The sequence below is a fragment of the Candidatus Saccharimonadales bacterium genome (assembly GCA_036388415.1).
GTDB lineage: Bacteria > Patescibacteriota > Saccharimonadia > Saccharimonadales > UBA4665 > UBA4665.
Genome location: DASVRW010000002.1, coordinates 409,306 through 425,250, shown reverse-complemented (window position 1 = coordinate 425,250; position 15,945 = coordinate 409,306). Strand labels below are relative to the sequence as shown.

At 49.4% G+C, this 15,945-nt stretch carries 17 protein-coding genes, 1 tRNA gene and 1 riboswitch; of the genes, 12 read left to right on the top strand and 6 right to left on the bottom strand.

Going from position 1 to position 15,945, the window contains the following annotated elements:
• Positions 1-41 precede the first annotated feature (41 nt).
• Together VF575_02370 and VF575_02365 are read right to left on the bottom strand one after the other, a co-directional pair.
• Complete coding sequence (locus tag VF575_02370) at positions 42-446, bottom strand: hypothetical protein (protein HEX8182424.1); 405 nt, start codon at positions 444-446, stop codon at positions 42-44.
• A 211-nt stretch (positions 447-657) separates the two neighbouring features.
• Positions 658-731, bottom strand: a tRNA-Gln gene (locus tag VF575_02365).
• A gap of 151 nt (positions 732-882) precedes the next feature.
• Positions 883-992, top strand: a riboswitch (SAM riboswitch).
• A 43-nt stretch (positions 993-1,035) separates the two neighbouring features.
• Between VF575_02365 and metK the strand changes: the two genes are divergently transcribed.
• The 3 genes from metK (at position 1,036) to VF575_02350 (ending at position 4,040) form a co-directional block, all read left to right on the top strand.
• Entirely contained in the window at positions 1,036-2,181 is a 1,146-nt protein-coding gene (metK, locus tag VF575_02360; GenBank protein ID HEX8182423.1) for a methionine adenosyltransferase, read from the top strand.
• 68 nt (positions 2,182-2,249) lie between these two features.
• Positions 2,250-3,539 carry a cellulase family glycosylhydrolase gene (locus VF575_02355; GenBank protein HEX8182422.1) on the top strand — a complete coding sequence of 430 codons (1,290 nt, stop codon included), beginning with the start codon at positions 2,250-2,252 and terminating at the stop codon, positions 3,537-3,539.
• A gap of 90 nt (positions 3,540-3,629) precedes the next feature.
• Positions 3,630-4,040, top strand: a complete 411-nt coding sequence (locus VF575_02350) for a hypothetical protein (protein ID HEX8182421.1) — start codon at positions 3,630-3,632, stop codon at positions 4,038-4,040.
• Between the two features lie 118 nt (positions 4,041-4,158).
• Here VF575_02350 and VF575_02345 read toward each other — a convergent pair whose 3' ends face one another.
• Together VF575_02345 and VF575_02340 are read right to left on the bottom strand one after the other, a co-directional pair.
• Positions 4,159-5,358: a replication-associated recombination protein A gene (locus VF575_02345; protein ID HEX8182420.1), complete on the bottom strand. Its 1,200-nt coding sequence runs from the start codon at positions 5,356-5,358 to the stop codon at positions 4,159-4,161.
• A 19-nt stretch (positions 5,359-5,377) separates the two neighbouring features.
• Positions 5,378-6,706, bottom strand: coding sequence for a glycoside hydrolase family 1 protein (locus VF575_02340; protein HEX8182419.1), 1,329 nt, complete (start codon positions 6,704-6,706; stop codon positions 5,378-5,380).
• Positions 6,707-6,723: 17 nt separating this feature from the next.
• Here VF575_02340 and VF575_02335 point away from each other — a divergent pair, with 17 nt between their 5' ends.
• From VF575_02335 to VF575_02325, 3 genes are read left to right on the top strand one after another with little or no spacing between them, the layout of a single operon-like run.
• The gene (locus VF575_02335) at positions 6,724-7,758 is read left to right on the top strand and encodes a DUF475 domain-containing protein (protein HEX8182418.1); all 1,035 of its coding nucleotides are present in this window, start codon (positions 6,724-6,726) and stop codon (positions 7,756-7,758) included.
• A gap of 42 nt (positions 7,759-7,800) precedes the next feature.
• A complete protein-coding gene (locus VF575_02330) occupies positions 7,801-8,379 on the top strand; it encodes a DNA-3-methyladenine glycosylase (protein ID HEX8182417.1) in 579 nt (192 codons plus the stop codon).
• 35 nt (positions 8,380-8,414) lie between these two features.
• A complete protein-coding gene (locus tag VF575_02325) occupies positions 8,415-9,470 on the top strand; it encodes a hypothetical protein (protein HEX8182416.1) in 1,056 nt (351 codons plus the stop codon).
• An 18-nt stretch (positions 9,471-9,488) separates the two neighbouring features.
• On the opposite strand, the gene VF575_02320 is transcribed toward VF575_02325, so the two are convergent.
• The gene (locus tag VF575_02320; GenBank protein HEX8182415.1) at positions 9,489-9,929 is read right to left on the bottom strand and encodes a MarR family transcriptional regulator; all 441 of its coding nucleotides are present in this window, start codon (positions 9,927-9,929) and stop codon (positions 9,489-9,491) included.
• Between the two features lie 100 nt (positions 9,930-10,029).
• Between VF575_02320 and VF575_02315 the strand changes: the two genes are divergently transcribed.
• The 4 genes from VF575_02315 (at position 10,030) to VF575_02300 (ending at position 13,699) form a co-directional block, all read left to right on the top strand.
• Positions 10,030-10,665 (top strand): fasciclin domain-containing protein, encoded by a 636-nt coding sequence (locus tag VF575_02315; protein HEX8182414.1) that lies wholly within the window; start codon positions 10,030-10,032, stop codon positions 10,663-10,665.
• Between the two features lie 148 nt (positions 10,666-10,813).
• Positions 10,814-12,538 (top strand): cytochrome c biogenesis protein DipZ, encoded by a 1,725-nt coding sequence (locus VF575_02310; protein ID HEX8182413.1) that lies wholly within the window; start codon positions 10,814-10,816, stop codon positions 12,536-12,538.
• A gap of 17 nt (positions 12,539-12,555) precedes the next feature.
• Positions 12,556-12,810, top strand: a complete 255-nt coding sequence (locus tag VF575_02305) for a glutaredoxin family protein (protein HEX8182412.1) — start codon at positions 12,556-12,558, stop codon at positions 12,808-12,810.
• A gap of 58 nt (positions 12,811-12,868) precedes the next feature.
• On the top strand, positions 12,869-13,699 hold the full coding sequence (locus VF575_02300; GenBank protein HEX8182411.1) for an SDR family oxidoreductase: 831 nt from the start codon (positions 12,869-12,871) through the stop codon (positions 13,697-13,699).
• An 8-nt stretch (positions 13,700-13,707) separates the two neighbouring features.
• On the opposite strand, the gene VF575_02295 is transcribed toward VF575_02300, so the two are convergent.
• The gene (locus tag VF575_02295; protein ID HEX8182410.1) at positions 13,708-14,625 is read right to left on the bottom strand and encodes an SDR family oxidoreductase; all 918 of its coding nucleotides are present in this window, start codon (positions 14,623-14,625) and stop codon (positions 13,708-13,710) included.
• Between the two features lie 298 nt (positions 14,626-14,923).
• On the opposite strand from VF575_02295, the gene VF575_02290 reads away from it, so the two are divergent.
• Both VF575_02290 and VF575_02285 read left to right on the top strand, forming a co-directional pair.
• A complete protein-coding gene (locus VF575_02290; protein ID HEX8182409.1) occupies positions 14,924-15,217 on the top strand; it encodes an HIT domain-containing protein in 294 nt (97 codons plus the stop codon).
• 157 nt (positions 15,218-15,374) lie between these two features.
• A complete protein-coding gene (locus tag VF575_02285; protein HEX8182408.1) occupies positions 15,375-15,935 on the top strand; it encodes a peroxiredoxin-like family protein in 561 nt (186 codons plus the stop codon).
• Positions 15,936-15,945 lie beyond the last annotated feature (10 nt).

Sequence of the window (15,945 nt, the reverse complement as noted above, 5' to 3'; positions counted from 1 at the left end):
GTATAAGCTTTATGACTGCCCTTAGTAGACGTACTTCGCAACTATTCTGATTTTTTGGGAACAAGCACTTCAAATACAGGAGTCAGTTGAGGCGGAAAATCTGAATCTGAACCTTCTACCAAACCTTCCATGTGAACTATACCTAGAGCGGCCTCAATTGTATCAGTTTGCCCTGATTTTTGTATTGCAAACACTCGTTGCATGGTACTCTTGACGGCTCTAGCGCCTACATATTTAACGGTAGCATCAAAGGTTTCATCGGTAGATTTGAACAGTTCTCCTAATGCTAGGCTTGTAACGGTATCAACACGGTAAGTTATAGCCTCACCAGGAGTCAATGACAATTGTAGTGCGTCGTCACAATCTATTAATTCGTGGACTTTATCAAGTTTATCATCGCTAAATGAATAAAGTACTGCGCCTGTTTCCGAATAATTAGATATCATTAATACATTATATCACAACTTATATGTATAGTCAATGATTGGCTGGGGATGAGGGATAGTCGCACGGCTGCACTCGTCCTCGAAATATATTTCTGCGGGCGAGCTGGCCGACCGAACCCCCGATCTTGCTCATTGCATTCGCTGATCGTGGGTTCAAGTCCAACTCATGAGATAGAAAAAAGACTAAACCGTTGGCTTAGTCTTTTTTCTATGGCTGGGGATGAGGGATTCGAACCCCCGATCGCGGAACCAGAATCCGCTGCCTTACCACTTGGCCAATCCCCATGATTGTGTGAGCGACTGCTCAACCTCGGTGATTATATCGAAATTTGTTGATTTTGGCTAGACTATACGCCAACTCTGTAGTGAATGTGAAATGCGCAAGGGGTTTGCGGGACGCAATATGCTGTGCTACGCTAGGAGAGCTTAACAATTATAAATATACAGAGTGCGGAGAGAGATCTAGCTCGTTGACCCGCCAGCAACCTATCTACTTTCGAGTAGACAAGGTGCTTCGTCTAGCCCCGGCTGCGGGAAAGATATTTTCACCTTATATCCTTTCTCGCTACACGCCAGAAAGGATATTTTTATGTCAAATTCTCCTAGTACTACGCTATTCACGAGCGAGTCTGTCTGCGCAGGACATCCGGACAAGATATGTGATGCAATCAGCGATGCGATCCTGGATGCTGCGCTCAAGCAGGACCCGAACAGCCGTACTGGTATCGAAACGGTGGCTGGAGCTAATCAGATCAGTCTATTCGGCGAAATAAAAACCAAAGCTAATCTCGACTACGAGCACATCGTACGTGACACGATTCGCGAGCAGGGCTATACCGATGAGGCGTGGGGATTCTCGGCGACCGGATCGACATTTAGCAACTTTGTACATCAGCAATCTCCAGAAATTGCACAAGGCGTTGATCAGGCTGATGCGATCGGTGCCGGTGATCAGGGCATGATGTTTGGCTTTGCATGTAACGAGACGGCGGAGCTTATGCCACTGCCAATTGCCCTGGCGCACAGCCTGACCCGCCGGATTGATGCAGCTCGAGAGTCCAGCGAACTGGCCTGGCTGCGCCCTGACGGCAAAGCACAGGTGACGGTGCGATATGAGGGTGGCAAGCCTGTTGGCATCGCCAAAGTCGTTGCTGCCGTCGCGCATCATGAAGACACGACCGCCGTGGAAGTCCGTGAGCAACTATTACAGACGGTAATTAAGCCAGTTATTGAAGCCTATGGTTTCGAGCTGCCGGACGATGCCGACATCATTATCAATGGAACAGGGCTGTGGCACATACCCGGTCCGGAGTCAGACGCCGGGCTGACCGGACGCAAGATCGTCGTCGATACCTACGGTGGCTATGCCCGCGTTGGCGGTGGCGCTTTCAGTGGCAAGGATCCGAGCAAGGTCGACCGCTCGGGCGCCTACGCTGCCCGCTATATTGCCAAAAATATTGTTGCAGCCGGACTGGCGACCAAATGCGAGGTTGGCCTAGCGTACGTCATTGGTCAGCCGGCACCGTTGATGCAAACTATCGAAACATTTGGTACAGCGACGGTCAGCGAAGCCGAGCTGTACTCATTCAAAGATGCGCTGATAGATACATCAGTGTCGGGTATTATCGACAAATTACAGCTGGCGCGGCCGATCTATAGTCAGACGTCTGCTTATGGGCACTTTGGCAAAGCGGGGCTGCCATGGGAAGAAGTCGTTTCTCCAACAACTGCATAATTTTCTACAAGCTGTTACAAAGTAAACATAAACGTATCGCCCTGGTGTGGTAAATTATATGTATAGTCATGAATAAACGTAGGATTATATCGGGATTATTAGCGATTGCCGTCGTAGCGAGTGTCGTATCTATTGGCGTGTATCTCAACCGTTTTAGCCAAGCTGCTACGCCGTTTGTATCGACACAGCCCGAAACTGGAACGCTGACAGGCAATAGTTCAATTGTATCTGACACAACTGCCAGTGGCACCAAAGCGCTCAAATTCGGCGCCGTCAAAAATTTCTATATCGTCGGATCTGATATTGTCGATCCTGACGGCAAGATTATGTATCCGGTCGGCTCCAATCTCGGCATCCGCAACGCCTTTGACTGGAAGGGGGTTGCGACCGGCCACGCGGCCGAAGCCGCCGCCTGGGGCTGGAATATCGTAAGAATTAATTACGCGTGTACTAATCGGGTTACCTACAACACCCGCTACCGGGATGGCTACGCCGCGCTTCTCAAGCAGGTCGATGACGTCGTCCGTGAATACACGGCAAGAAAAATTGTCGTTATGCTGGAATGTCATGATCCATATGCTCAGATCTGGTCAACGCCCGAACAGCAGAATACCGTCATCCTTCAGCCGGGTAGTGCTGGCATTAATGCCGGCAATCAAAGTGACGTCGGCAAGACGTATCGTCAGCAGATGGAAGAATATTGGCGTGATACCGCTGACCGCTACAAATCTAACCCATATGTCTGGTTCAATTTCTTTAATGAGCCGTTCGGCAATGACAATGCAGCTTTCATAACACTTAATAATCACTTCTATAATCTAGTCCGTACCCGGGGTGCCGAGAATATTGCCGTTGCTGACATTATGAATTCTGGCAACGACGCCGCAGCCAACGGCGCCCTGCATATATACGATCCGTCGATGGGACCAAAACTTGCTGCCGGCAAGTGCAACCAGATGTTCGGCCTCCATGCCTACGGCTGGAATAATAATTTGACAACCTATACAAAACTGTTTGACCAAATGAAACTGCTGAAATTGTCTTTGATCGTCGGCGAGTTCGGCTACAGATATGATGTTGCACCAACTGATAGTACGTATATGATGAACAAACAGGCTGCTGACGCCATGTTTGCATTGGGGCCCAAATATGGCTTTGGACTCATTCAGTGGTCAGGTACGCACGGCGATAATTATAGTTTGAAGAACGATGGCTCAGCGTTTTACGGTGGTGGCGGTCCGGGCCTGAATTTGAGCCCGCTCGGAACGGCTATGTGGAACGCTGGTCACAATAAGCCCGTGCAGCGTACGTTCACGGGGTCACTAGCGGATAGTTTGTGTTCGTCAGCTCGATTATAGTTGTTACGTCAGATTATTGCACTTACTATACATATAGTATATAATTCGAATCGAATCCTTATGTAATAAACTATGCGCGGAGGTGCAATTATGAATTTATCAATTGGTCGTTCCATATCACGTGGCTTGGTAATAAAAGTTGCCATGTTTGCCGTAGTTTTACTTGCGGTTACCATGGTCAGTACTTTTTCGGCGTCGGCTGCGGTTGTAGCTAAGCGGGACCGCGTGCAATCCTGTACGCTTTTAGGTGGTAAATTACGAGGCACAACAACATACCATGAATACCAGACCAAGCGTGGCGGTCAATGGTATGTTAGTTCAGCGTCTGTCACTGCTACTTCAAAATACGTACAGTCGTTGTGGGGACCAGATGCCACATGGCGTTACACCACTTATAGCACTCAAGGTCCAGCACTCGCCGGACACTACAAAGTAACCTACAAGTTCAAAGCTACTCGCGCTCTAACTGCACCAGAAGTCAGAACCTGCACGACTCGATAGAAATCAAATACGCCGCTTGACTATAACTGTTGCGTGCCGTGCATTAACATCGGTCAACGTACGTGCTAGTAAAAGCAGGGGCGTCAGGCGCGCCAAAAGTAGGCTTGCGAAGACACATTTAGTCGCACTGACTGAAAAAATCAGCGTCAGCAATCTCATCTGGCAAAAATCCCTTGGGATGCTGAAAGCCAGCTTCCCACTTCGTACCTTTGCTGTATCCTAAATCTTTCATAAGTTTGGTTGGCGCATTGCGCAGATGTAGTGGCACAGGTAAATCCGGATGGTTACGCGCCGCGGCCTGGGCGGCGTACATCGCATCGGCGACTTCGCGCGATTTAGCAGTTTTAGCCAGCACGCTGGCGCAGTGATACAGATTGTAGCCGCATTCCGGCATGCCGATGCGTTCGACAGCTAGAAAAGTCGATATGGCGAGATTGAGGGCGGCTGGCGCTGCCAAACCAATATCCTCTGATGCGAATATGACCATCCGGCGGGCCACAAATTTTGGGTCTTCGCCGGCTTGCAGCATGCGAGCTAGGTAGTAGAGCGCAGCATTGGCATCGGAGCCGCGCATACTTTTGATGAAAGCACTGATGATGTTGTAATGATTCTCGCCGTTTTTATCGTATCCGGGGACGCGCTTCTGGGCGGCGGTTTTGATGACTTCTTCGGTGAGCGGGCCCTGTGTGAGTTGTAATCCCAGCTCAAGGTTGCCCAGAGCTACCCGAGCATCGCCGCCGGATATTTCGGCGAGTAGTTCGATGCTGCTGACGGGCAAGCGTGTCGTATCAAGCTTTTCCTGTTCGGCAGTTCGCTGCAGTATGGCTACGATATCTGCGTGGCTATGCGGTTCGAGTACCAGCACCCGGCTGCGGCTGAGCAGTGGAGTAATGACCTCAAAGCTAGGATTCTCGGTAGTGGCACCGATCAGTATAATGGTGCCGTCTTCAACATGGGGCAAAAAGGCATCTTGCTGTGCCTTGTTGAAACGGTGAATTTCATCGACAAACAAGATAGTGCGCATACCGAGGCGCTGATTTTGCTGCGCTCGTTCAACGACTTTCAGTACGTCAGCTTTGCCAGAAGTAACGGCACTCAGTTCGATGAACTCAACACCAGTTTCTTGGGCGATAATCCGGGCCAAAGTCGTTTTACCGCTGCCGGGCGGACCCCACAGTATCAGGCTGGTCGGCTGTTTCTGCTCAATGATCTGCCTGATTATTTTGCCAGCGCCAACCAGATGATCCTGTCCGACGACGCTATCAAGCGTACTGGGGCGCATTCTTTCGGCGAGCGGTCGTTGTTCGGGCAGTGACATAGGTATAAGTATAGCTTAGCTAGTCTATTTTGAGCGCGGCCGCGGAAGACCGCTCGCTTTGTATACGTTTCGCCAGCCAATGAGCACTCGGACGGATAGTGCGCTTCATGGTATGGCGATCCACTGCAATCAATCCAAATTTCGGCCACCAGCCATACGCCCATTCGAAGTTATCAAGCAGGCTCCAATGCAAGTACCCAATGACTGGTACGCCGCCTAGCATTGCCTTATTGAGAGCGGACAACGTCTGTTCGAGCCACCACTGGCGCTGTTTGTCGTCGGCATCAGCCAAACCATTTTCTATGATCAGCAGCGGTTTGTGATATCTACGCCAGACGGACTGCAGCAGATCTTGTATGCCGGACGGTTCCATGTACCAGCCCAGATCACTGCGTGGTCCTGGTGGATTTTTGATCCTACCCATCCAATCGCGGTACTCGGTAAAGTAATAATTAACGCCGATAAAATCGAGCTTGTTTCGAACGGCATTTAGGAACCACCAATTCCAGATACGCATCTGCAATGCAATGACTATCCGGTTAAGTGGGTTGCGTGGCTGTACTGGCCTGCTGTCGGACAATTGCGCCGCTGGTCCAATTTGCAGTTCCGGGTTCGTAAGCTTGAGTATATCGTAGGCGGCGATATGCGACTTAATCAGATTGCGGTAAACCCGCACCGCCAGCAATGGCCGCTTCCGAGCTGGTGGCCAGGTACCTGTGCCATAGCCGAACGAGGTGTAAACATTTGGTTCATTGAGTGTGACGACATAGCGCAGTTCAGCGCCAAATTCTTCAGCTACTTTACGGACGTAGCGCTCAAAATAATGTATATTGTCTGATCGTTCGAAGCCGCCTTTGTCGGCAAACCACACGGGTAGTGTCCAGTGCCACAGCGTTAAAACCGGCTCAATATTACGAGATTTTAAGGCGGTGATATAACGCCGGTAATGCTCTACTTCGGCTTCGTTCCAAAGGCCCTCAGTCGGCTCAAGCCGCGACCATTCGATACTGAACCGAAAAGCGTTCATATTGAGCTGTCCAAGGAGGTCAAAATCCGCTTCATAGCGGGAGTAGTGTTCGACACCAGCGCCAGAGAGGTAATTGTTGGGATCTTGCAGTTGAACTCGTAGTGCATCATAATTTGGCAGCAACCGTAGGTCATGAACTGCGTCAGAAGCTAACCGTTTGGCGTTCTGCTTCTCCCAGACGCTCCACTGATTATGATTACCACCTTCAACCTGGTGGCTGGCAGTGCTGGCGCCCCACATGAAATTTTCTGGAAATTGTTTTATGTTGTCACTGATTAATTTCTCGGCGTAGATTGTTTCTGCTAGCGGCTTTGTCTTCATGCTGTATAGTATATACGGTGAAACATTTAGTACGACACTTCTGGTTTTCGGGTTCAATAACAATCATTGCTATCATCGCTATGTTGCTCGGCAAGGGCTGGGCGGCTGCTGGCGTTACGCTGGTTTTGCTGGTCATCGAAGTTGCATTTAGCTTTGATAATGCGGTTATCAATGCCAAAGTCCTCGCCAAGCTCTCCAAGTTTTGGCAAACCCTGTTCCTGACTGTCGGTATCCTGATCGCAGTCGTTGGCATGCGCCTAGTCTTTCCTATTCTGCTGGTCGCCATCACTGCCGGGCTGTCTATCGGTGAGGTGATCCGCGTTGCTCTCAACGACTCCGAAGCCTACGCGCATTATATCGAGGACGCCTATCCGTCAATTGCGGCTTTCGGTGGATCGTTCCTGCTGATGCTGGCCTTATATTTCTTTTTTGACAAAGAGCGGCATGTCCACTGGCTACCATTCGAAAATCATTTGCAGCGGTTGGGCCACTGGTGGCTGCCGCCAATCGTGGCATTCGCACTGCTCGGCATTTTCGCAGCCTTACCGATGAACGACCATGTTTCTGAAACGCTCAAAGCCGGTGCGCTCGGCGTCATCGTGTATGTTGCGATGCAGCTGATTTTGAAGGCCGCACAGAAGGCCGTCAAAGCTAAAACGCCCGATGCGACGCATCTGGTTGGCTGGGCCGCCTTTACCTCATTTTTGTATCTGGAACTGCTCGATGCCAGCTTCTCGTTCGACGGCGTGATCGGAGCATTTGCTATCACGACGGATGTCGTACTGATTGCTGTTGGTCTCGGGGTCGGTGCATTCTGGGTGCGGTCGTTTACGGTGTACATGGTGCGCCGCAATACACTTGATGCCTACGCCTATCTCGAACACGGCGCTCACTACGCAGTATTGTTCCTGTCGCTCGCCATGCTTATCAGCCTCGTCTACCATTTGCCAGAAGCTATTACTGGTATCGTGACAGTTGCCATCATCGGTGCATCGCTGGTGGCTTCAAAACGGCTGAATAAAACTGAAGACAGTAATAAGATTGCAGCGTAACGTCCGTCTCTAAGCCTATATTCGGTACTTTACAATAGCAGCATGTACAAAGAGTCAATAGATGAGATTTTAGCCGGTCCGACCGACCTGGCCGCTCGGCGTCTACTCGGCTGTATTCTGATACGCGAGCTGAATGGTAAAAAGGTCGTGAGCCGTATCGTCGAAACTGAAGCCTACAACCAAACCGATGCCGCCAGCCATAGCTACCGCGGGGTGACACCACGAACTGCGATTATGTTCGGCCCGCCGGGGCATTTGTATGTCTACTTTACGTACGGCATGCATTATTGCTGCAATGTCGTGACAGGAGCTGTAGGGCAGGGGGCGGCCGTGCTAATACGTGCCGTTGAACCAATAGAGGGGATAGATATATTAGCACAAAACCGGCGGGGCAGAACCGGACTGGACATGACAAATGGCCCGGCCAAACTGTGTCAGGCGATGCGGATCGATAAAGCCCTGAACGGGCATGACCTACGCACTACTCCGCTGCAGCTTGAGGTGCAAGACCCCGTGTCGCCTGACCGCATTGTACAGACGACCCGGATTGGTATCAAACAGGCTCAGGACGTGCCATGGCGGTTTTATATACGCGGCAATCAATACGTCTCAAAACCGTAGCACTTGTCATGGTGCGTTATACTAGTATTACCTTCATGAAACAACAACTCTTTTACCGGAACGTTCGAGCGCGCGAACAGCTTGATATTTTCCTTATTTCCGCCATCGGCAGTCTGCTGCTGACCAGGTTTTTCCTGGCAGTGGCCAATTATCCGCAGATCGGCGGCAACGGACTGCATATTGGCCATATGTTGTTCGGCGGCCTATTTATGCTGGCAAGCATTACAATCAGCTTGGCGTTTCTGGGTCTGCGCGTGCAGCGGCTATCGGCGCTGCTGGGAGGAATTGGATTTGGAATCTTTATCGATGAAATCGGTAAGTTCATTACCAGCGACAATAACTACTTTTACCGTCCGGCAGTCGGCATTATTTATGCAATATTCATTATTTTGTATTTGACCTTTAACTTTCTTGGACGAAAGCAAAAGCTTACCTCGCGCGAATACCAGCTGAATGCGATGGCACAGCTGGAGGAAGCTATTCTGCACGATATGGACCCACTTGAAAAAAAGCGAGCGCATACGCTGCTAGCTCATGCGAATCGGCGCAGTGTTATCACGACGCATTTGCAGCAGCTGCTCGAAAGCATTGATCTGGTGCCAGAAACACAGCCGCGTATGTTGCGGAGAGTACTAGCCAAGCTGGATGCGATGTACGTTACCTTTTGGCGGAAGCGTAATACTCGATTACTTGTACGTATTTTCTTCATCGCTGAAGCTGCTATTTTCGTGATTGCGGTTGCGGCCAACGCATTTATAAACCTGGATGACATTGCACAGGTTTTCTCCGGCAAGGTGACGTACGGGGTCGGTTTGTTGATTGGACAGTTCGTATCGTCCCTCGTTGCCGCAGCCGTTATCGTCTACGGTGCATTCTACCTGAAGAAATCGAGATTGAAAGCCTTCGAATATTTTCGCCGTGCGACACTTATAAATTTGTTTTTGACTGAATTCTTCGTATTTTCACGTATCGAATTTGACGCTTTGCCTGGATTCGCGTTCAACCTGGCAATATTGCTACTTATCACCTATGTGATACACCAGGAACAGCGCACCGAGCGACCATCTGAACAAACAGACTTTATCGGCTGATCAAACGGAAACAATAGCCTATTTTTGAATAGCGCTCAGCTGATACAGCACTTTGATGTATATGATAAGGTCATCAGGAGTAATATCAGCATAAATTGACGAGCGTAGTTTGGTACGGAGGTCGATTTCAATTTGCTGGCATTCTTTACGGTAGTCGGGTGCTATTGATACGAATTTAGCACGGCTGTCTGTCTCGCTTTCGCGGCGCACGACCATACTTTTCGATTCAAGAAGATTAATGATATTCGTTATAAAGGGCAGGCCGGTTTGCAGCTTGGTGGCTAATTTGGACAATTGAATACCACCAGGCCCGCTGTCATATATAGTACCAAGTACGAACCATTGCATGCAGGTGAGGTCATAGTCTTTCAGAAACTTCGAAAAGAGCTTATGTAGATTACGATAAGCTGATGACTGGGCGACACCTGATTGGTAGGTAGTAATGTTGCTAATATCCATACTCTTCTATTTTACTTGACTTTGGGGGCACCACATAATAGTATAGTAAAAGGTTTACTTTGTAAAGTGAACTAAACGGTAACTAAAGAAGGAGGGTCATATGGACTCAGGAAATAAAACAGGAATAGCAATCGTAACCCTCGTCGTCGGTTTACTCGTCGGTGGCGGTATCGGTTATAGCATGGGTAATAACAAAACAGATGGTTCATCGAACGCATCAATGACAACAGGCCAAAACGCCAACACAGCCAGTGCTGAGAGCGATGGCGTACTCGTCGGTGGTGCTAAGATGGTACGTACTAAAGACATCGTCGATAACGCAGTCAACGCCAAAAACGTTACAACTGTCGTTGCAGCCGTTAAAGCTGCCGGACTCGTCGACACACTGAAGGGGCCAGGTCCATTCACCGTCTTCGCTCCAAACAACGGTGCATTCGATAAGCTTCCTGCTGGAACAGTAGATACGCTCCTGAAGCCAGAGAACAAGGAAATGCTTACCAGCATTCTTACCTACCACGTCGTATCTGGTACATATACCAGTGCTGACTTGACAGCTATGGCTTCAAAGGGTGAAACCTTAACATCCGTACAGGGTGGCATATTGACTCCTGTCATGGAAAACAACGAACTGAAAATCAAAGATGCTAAGGGCAACGCAGTTACTATTGAAACTGCCGATGTTATCTCAAGCAACGGCGTCACACACGTTATTGACAACGTGTTGATGGCTAGCTAGTAGCAGTCTCGGATTCGGCTTCTTCACCCAGCGCATCACCATATGCAGCGGGGTGGGGAAGCCTCCCATTTCTAATTGAAATAAAAAACAAGTCTCACACAACTATTAACCCGACATTAACCTCAGAAATTGGATATAGGTAATCAACATGTTGTTACTCCTTGGAGCTTTCGTCGCTGGCGTACTCACTGTGCTTGCGCCCTGTGTATTGCCGCTGCTGCCGATTATTATCGGCGGATCGGTCTCGGGTGGAGCTAAGGATAAAAAACGTCCGATTGTCATAGCTGTCTCGCTGGCGATCTCATTGATTATCTTTACCTTACTTTTGAAGGTTACGACCTTATTCGTCAACATTCCGCCGGAGTACATCAACTACTTCTCAGGATCTATCATTATCGTCCTTGGGCTATTAGCCTTATTCCCAGCTGTCTACGCCCGGATCGTCAACAAAATTGGACTGGAGCACAAAGCTCAACAGCTTCTCGGTAAAGGATTTAAATCAAAAAGTTCACTCATCGGACCTATAATTACTGGTGCAGCACTCGGCCCGGTATTCTCCAGCTGTAGTCCGTTCTACGGCTATATACTAGCAACCGTACTACCGGCTAACTTCGGTGTCGCGATGACCTATATTGCTGCTTACGTTGTTGGTTTGAGCTTAATCCTCCTTATCATTGGATATTATGGCCAGCAGTTTATTGGACGCATCAAATTTGCCAGTAACCCAAAGGGTATCTTCCAGCGCACGCTTGCAATCATATTTATTCTCGTTGGACTACTGGTGTTTACCGGGTCAGCTGTAAAAGTACAGACTTACGTATCAGAGCACACACCATTCAAATTTGATGCACTGAGCGCCAAGCTAATACCGCAGAGCGGCGCAAAGATTGATAAGAGTAAAGTCCTGAATGTCACGCCGTACGACGCACCGGAACTAGTTGGTTTGCAGGATTGGATCAACAGCCAGCCGCTGACGCTCAAGAAGCTGCAGGCTGAAAACAAAGTCGTACTACTGGATTTCTGGACTTACAGCTGCATCAACTGTATTCGTGCGACACCGAACATTCAAGGTTGGTATGAGACCTACAAAGACAGCGGGCTGGTCGTGATCGGGGCCCATGCACCAGAGTTCGCCTTTGAGCGCGTGCCGGCAAACGTTCAAAAAGCCGTCCGCGAAGCCGGGATTACCTATCCAGTAGCACTCGATAATGACTTTGCTACCTGGGGAGCATACGAAAACCAGTACTGGCCATCTAACTATCTGATCGATAGTAACGGCAAAGTCCGCCGTGTTCACTACGGCGAAGGCCAGTACATGCAGACCGAGCAAGCTATCCGGGTACTGCTCGAAGAAGCTGGCGCCAAGCTGCCAACCAAGATGTTTACCAGCGGCAGCGAAAAAGTGCCATCCAGCACGATGGAAACACCCGAAACCTACCTAGGCAGTAAGCGCAGCAGTAACTTTGGCGGCAAGCCAGCGCTCGGCGCGGCAGGCGCAAACAGCACGTTTGCAGCCGATGGTCCCCTCAAACAAAATTACTGGTCGCTCAGCGGCGCCTGGGAAGTCCAGTCAGAAAAAATCATAGCCCGTGGTACAGCTGGTGCGCCGAGCAAACTGCAATTTCGAGTTGCTGGGAAAGACGTCTATCTGGTTGCAGGATCGGCAAGTAAGCAATCGATCAAGCTGACACTCGATGGAAAGCCAGTTGATGCCAGCAATAACGCTGGCAAAGATGTCCGTGGCAGCCAGGTAGAAATCGGCGAAAATCGTTTGTATCGCCTCATATCATATCCAAAATTTGATAAAGACGGTATGCTTGAGCTGGAAGTCCCAGCCGGTATCGAACTGAACGTGTTTACATTCGGAAGTTAATAAATAAGGAGAACCACATGAATATAACAATTTTTTCGACCGCTAACTGCGCAGAGTGTCACATGCTGAAAGGCTGGCTCGACAAACAAGACATTGCCTACACGTCCAAGATCACTGACGAAGACGGTGAAGCGATGATCGAGTTTATGTCAATCAACGACGGTATGATTAGTGTACCGTTCACGGTTATCGATAAAGATGATGGCACTCAGGTCAAAATGACCGGCTTCAACCAGGCAAAGTTCAAGCAGGAACTCGGACTCGCAGCCTAATAGGCGGCGCCCGTAACGACGACTATATAACTGTCGATAGTTGGACTACACTATAGCTATGAATACATTTTTCAAGGACAAAATCGTTTCAGTTACCGGCGGTTCGTCCGGCATGGGCGCTGAGCTCGTCCGGCAACTCTCCGCACAGGGTGCAACCGTGATTATCGGTGCCCGCAATCCTGTCCCGGCTGAGAGTCTGGTAGCTGAGCTGGCTGCGTCAGGTGCAGCTGTCAGCTACACCCCGATTGATATCGGCAAGCCTGAGGACTGCGAACGTTTCTTCGCGGCAATTATGCAGCGTCATGGCCGGCTGGATTATGCCTTCAACTCTGCTGGTATCATCATGGGCGGTGAAATCCGCGACCATGCCATAGAAGATGTACAGAAAATACTGACAACCAACGTACTGGGGACGTCGTACTGTAGCTTCTACGCTTACCGCATTATGTCGAAGCAAAAATCAGGGCATATCATTAATTTCTCATCGGGTGCTGGGCTATTTCCGCTGCCACTAATGGGGGTGTACAGCGCATCAAAGTTTGCCATAACTGGCTTGTCTGAGGCGCTGCGCCTAGAAGGTAAAAGCCTAGGTGTCAAAGTCAGCGCCGTTACGCCCGGCTTAGTCGATACGCCAATCTATGATACTGGCATATACAGCAAAACGGACAAAGCCGAAGCTAAAAAATTGCTTCAGAAAAGTGCCTACATGATCCAGCCCGACAAAGCAGTTCGCAAAATCCTGCGCGGTACACAGCGCAATAAGCCGGTTATATTTACGCAGTGGTATGTCTATAGTTCATGGTTGAGCTACCGAATCGTACCAGCTATATACCGAGCTGTCGTCGGACAATTGCTTGGTCCCTACCGCAAGCGGATGCGACGACCGTAACGAGCGGGTTATGGTAAGTGCTGACCACCTGTTACGCCCATAATTTCCCCGGTAATGTAGCTAGACTCTTGGCTGGCCAGGAAGACGTAGATCGGTGCTAGCTCGGCTGGTTGACCAGCCCGGCCAATCGGTGCCTGCTCACCAAAGCTCGGGATTTTGTCCTGGGGCTGGCCACCGCTTGGCTGCAGAGGCGTCCAGATTGGTCCTGGCGCCACACCGTTCACACGAATGCCTTTACTGATGACTTGCTGCGCGAATCCATGCGTAAAGTTAGCGATAGCGGCTTTGGTCGACGCGTAATCAAGCAATGTTGGCGAGGGCTGGTATGCCTGGATTGAAGTGGTATTAATGATAGTTGCCCCGGCCGGCAAATGCGGCAGGGCAGCCTTGCAGAGCCAGAACATTGCAAAGACGTTGGTAGCATACGTCTTGGTCAGCTGTTCCGTCGATATATCGCTCAGCTGTTCGACAGCAACTTGCTTGCCGGCATTATTGACCAAGATATCGATGCCGCCGAGTTCCTGTACGGCCTTGTCGATAAGTTCCCGGCAGTTTGCTTCGATACTGAGATCCGCAGCGTAGCCAACGGCCTTACGTCCGGCTTTTTCAATTTGCTCGATGACTTCACGAGCGTCAGCTTCCTCTTCAGGTAAGTATGCTATGAGCACGTCTGCGCCTTCGCGGGCATAGGCAATGGCCACCGCTCTGCCGATACCGCTGTCTCCGCCTGTTACGATTGCCCGGCGGCCCTTTAGTCTGCCAAAGCCTTGATAAGTGTTTTCGCCGTGGTCGGGCCTAGGAGTCATCTCACCGGCGAGGCCAGGTGCATCCTGGGGCTGCTCCGGATAATCTGGTTTAGGATACTGCTTGGTCGGATCCTGCATCGTGAATTGATCTTGTGGTTTGCTCTGATTGTCGTCTGCCATCGTTACCTCCTTACTGTTCTGTATTACTTTACTTCCATCCACATATACACGAAGTAATATCTTTCACAGATAATCTTTCGCAGGTAACTAGTAGCGATGAAATGATTAAAGCTAATACCCGCAGTAAAATTAATTTATGAGTTTCATGCTCATGTTTGATGTGTGATACTACATATTAGTGTTTCATTACCGCAAAACCCATCAACAATATAAAAGTTTTCCGAAACCGGCCGTGTGCTCATTTTGTGAAGATGATCTTATCGGTCGTTCTGAACGCATGACCGAGCATGTATATGTTATGCCAAATCGGGTGTCGTATGATGTCTGGGAAATGCGCAATGTCGTCGACCACTTGCTCGTTATACCGCGGAAACACGTTACATCGTTGCAAGAACTGAGCGACGAAGCCAAGCTCGATATTATGAACATTCTCGGTGAATACGAAGCACAGGGTTATAACATCTACGCCCGCGGCTTCGGCAGCGGCCAGCGCTCTGTCGCGCATCAGCACACACATCTGATCAAAACTCATCCCAAAAAAGCGCGCGCTGTCGTGGCGTTACAAAAACCGTATGTTTTGCTCAAGTTTTAATTGTGATGTTAAGCGTATACGCGGTATTATTGCCCCATGACGTGAGTGAAGTAAGCTGAGCCACCACTCAACCTTGACTCTTAATATTGCCAGTGGCATCTCAGATTAGTAGCGTACAATAGAAATGGGTAAACTATACAAAAAATAGTGAGATACAATGATGCGGCCAGAAATTCGAGCAGGGGATGCAGCACCAGTCTTCAAAACTACCGACGTTTTAGGGAATGAGGTGAGGTTGACTGAATACAAGGACGGCTTCGTGTTGCTAGTGTTCTTGCGCTACTCCGGCTGTCCACTGTGCAATCTAACGCTTCACCGCCTGACATTGGAGTATCCAATGCTCAAAAAGAGCGGCTGCGAAGTAATTGCTTTCGTGCAATCAAGCGCTGAAAATATCAAAAAAAACATTTATGACCGTCAACAATTGCCGCCGCCCTATTCAATTGTGGCAGATCCAGACCGTCAGATTTATGATCAGTATGGTGTCAGTGGTTCCGCCAAAGCAGCCGTCAAAAGCATCCTGGATATCCCATATTGGCTAAAATCGGCTTTCACTATGGGTTATCCGCAGACAAAAGTTGACGGCGATCTACTGCTTGTGCCAGCTACTTTCCTCGTTGGCCGCCAAAAACAGAACATTACAAAAGCCCATTATAATTCTAGTTTTTATGAGCATAAGATATTTACTGACATCTATGAAGACCTAATATTTAGCTAGTCCGTTGTAG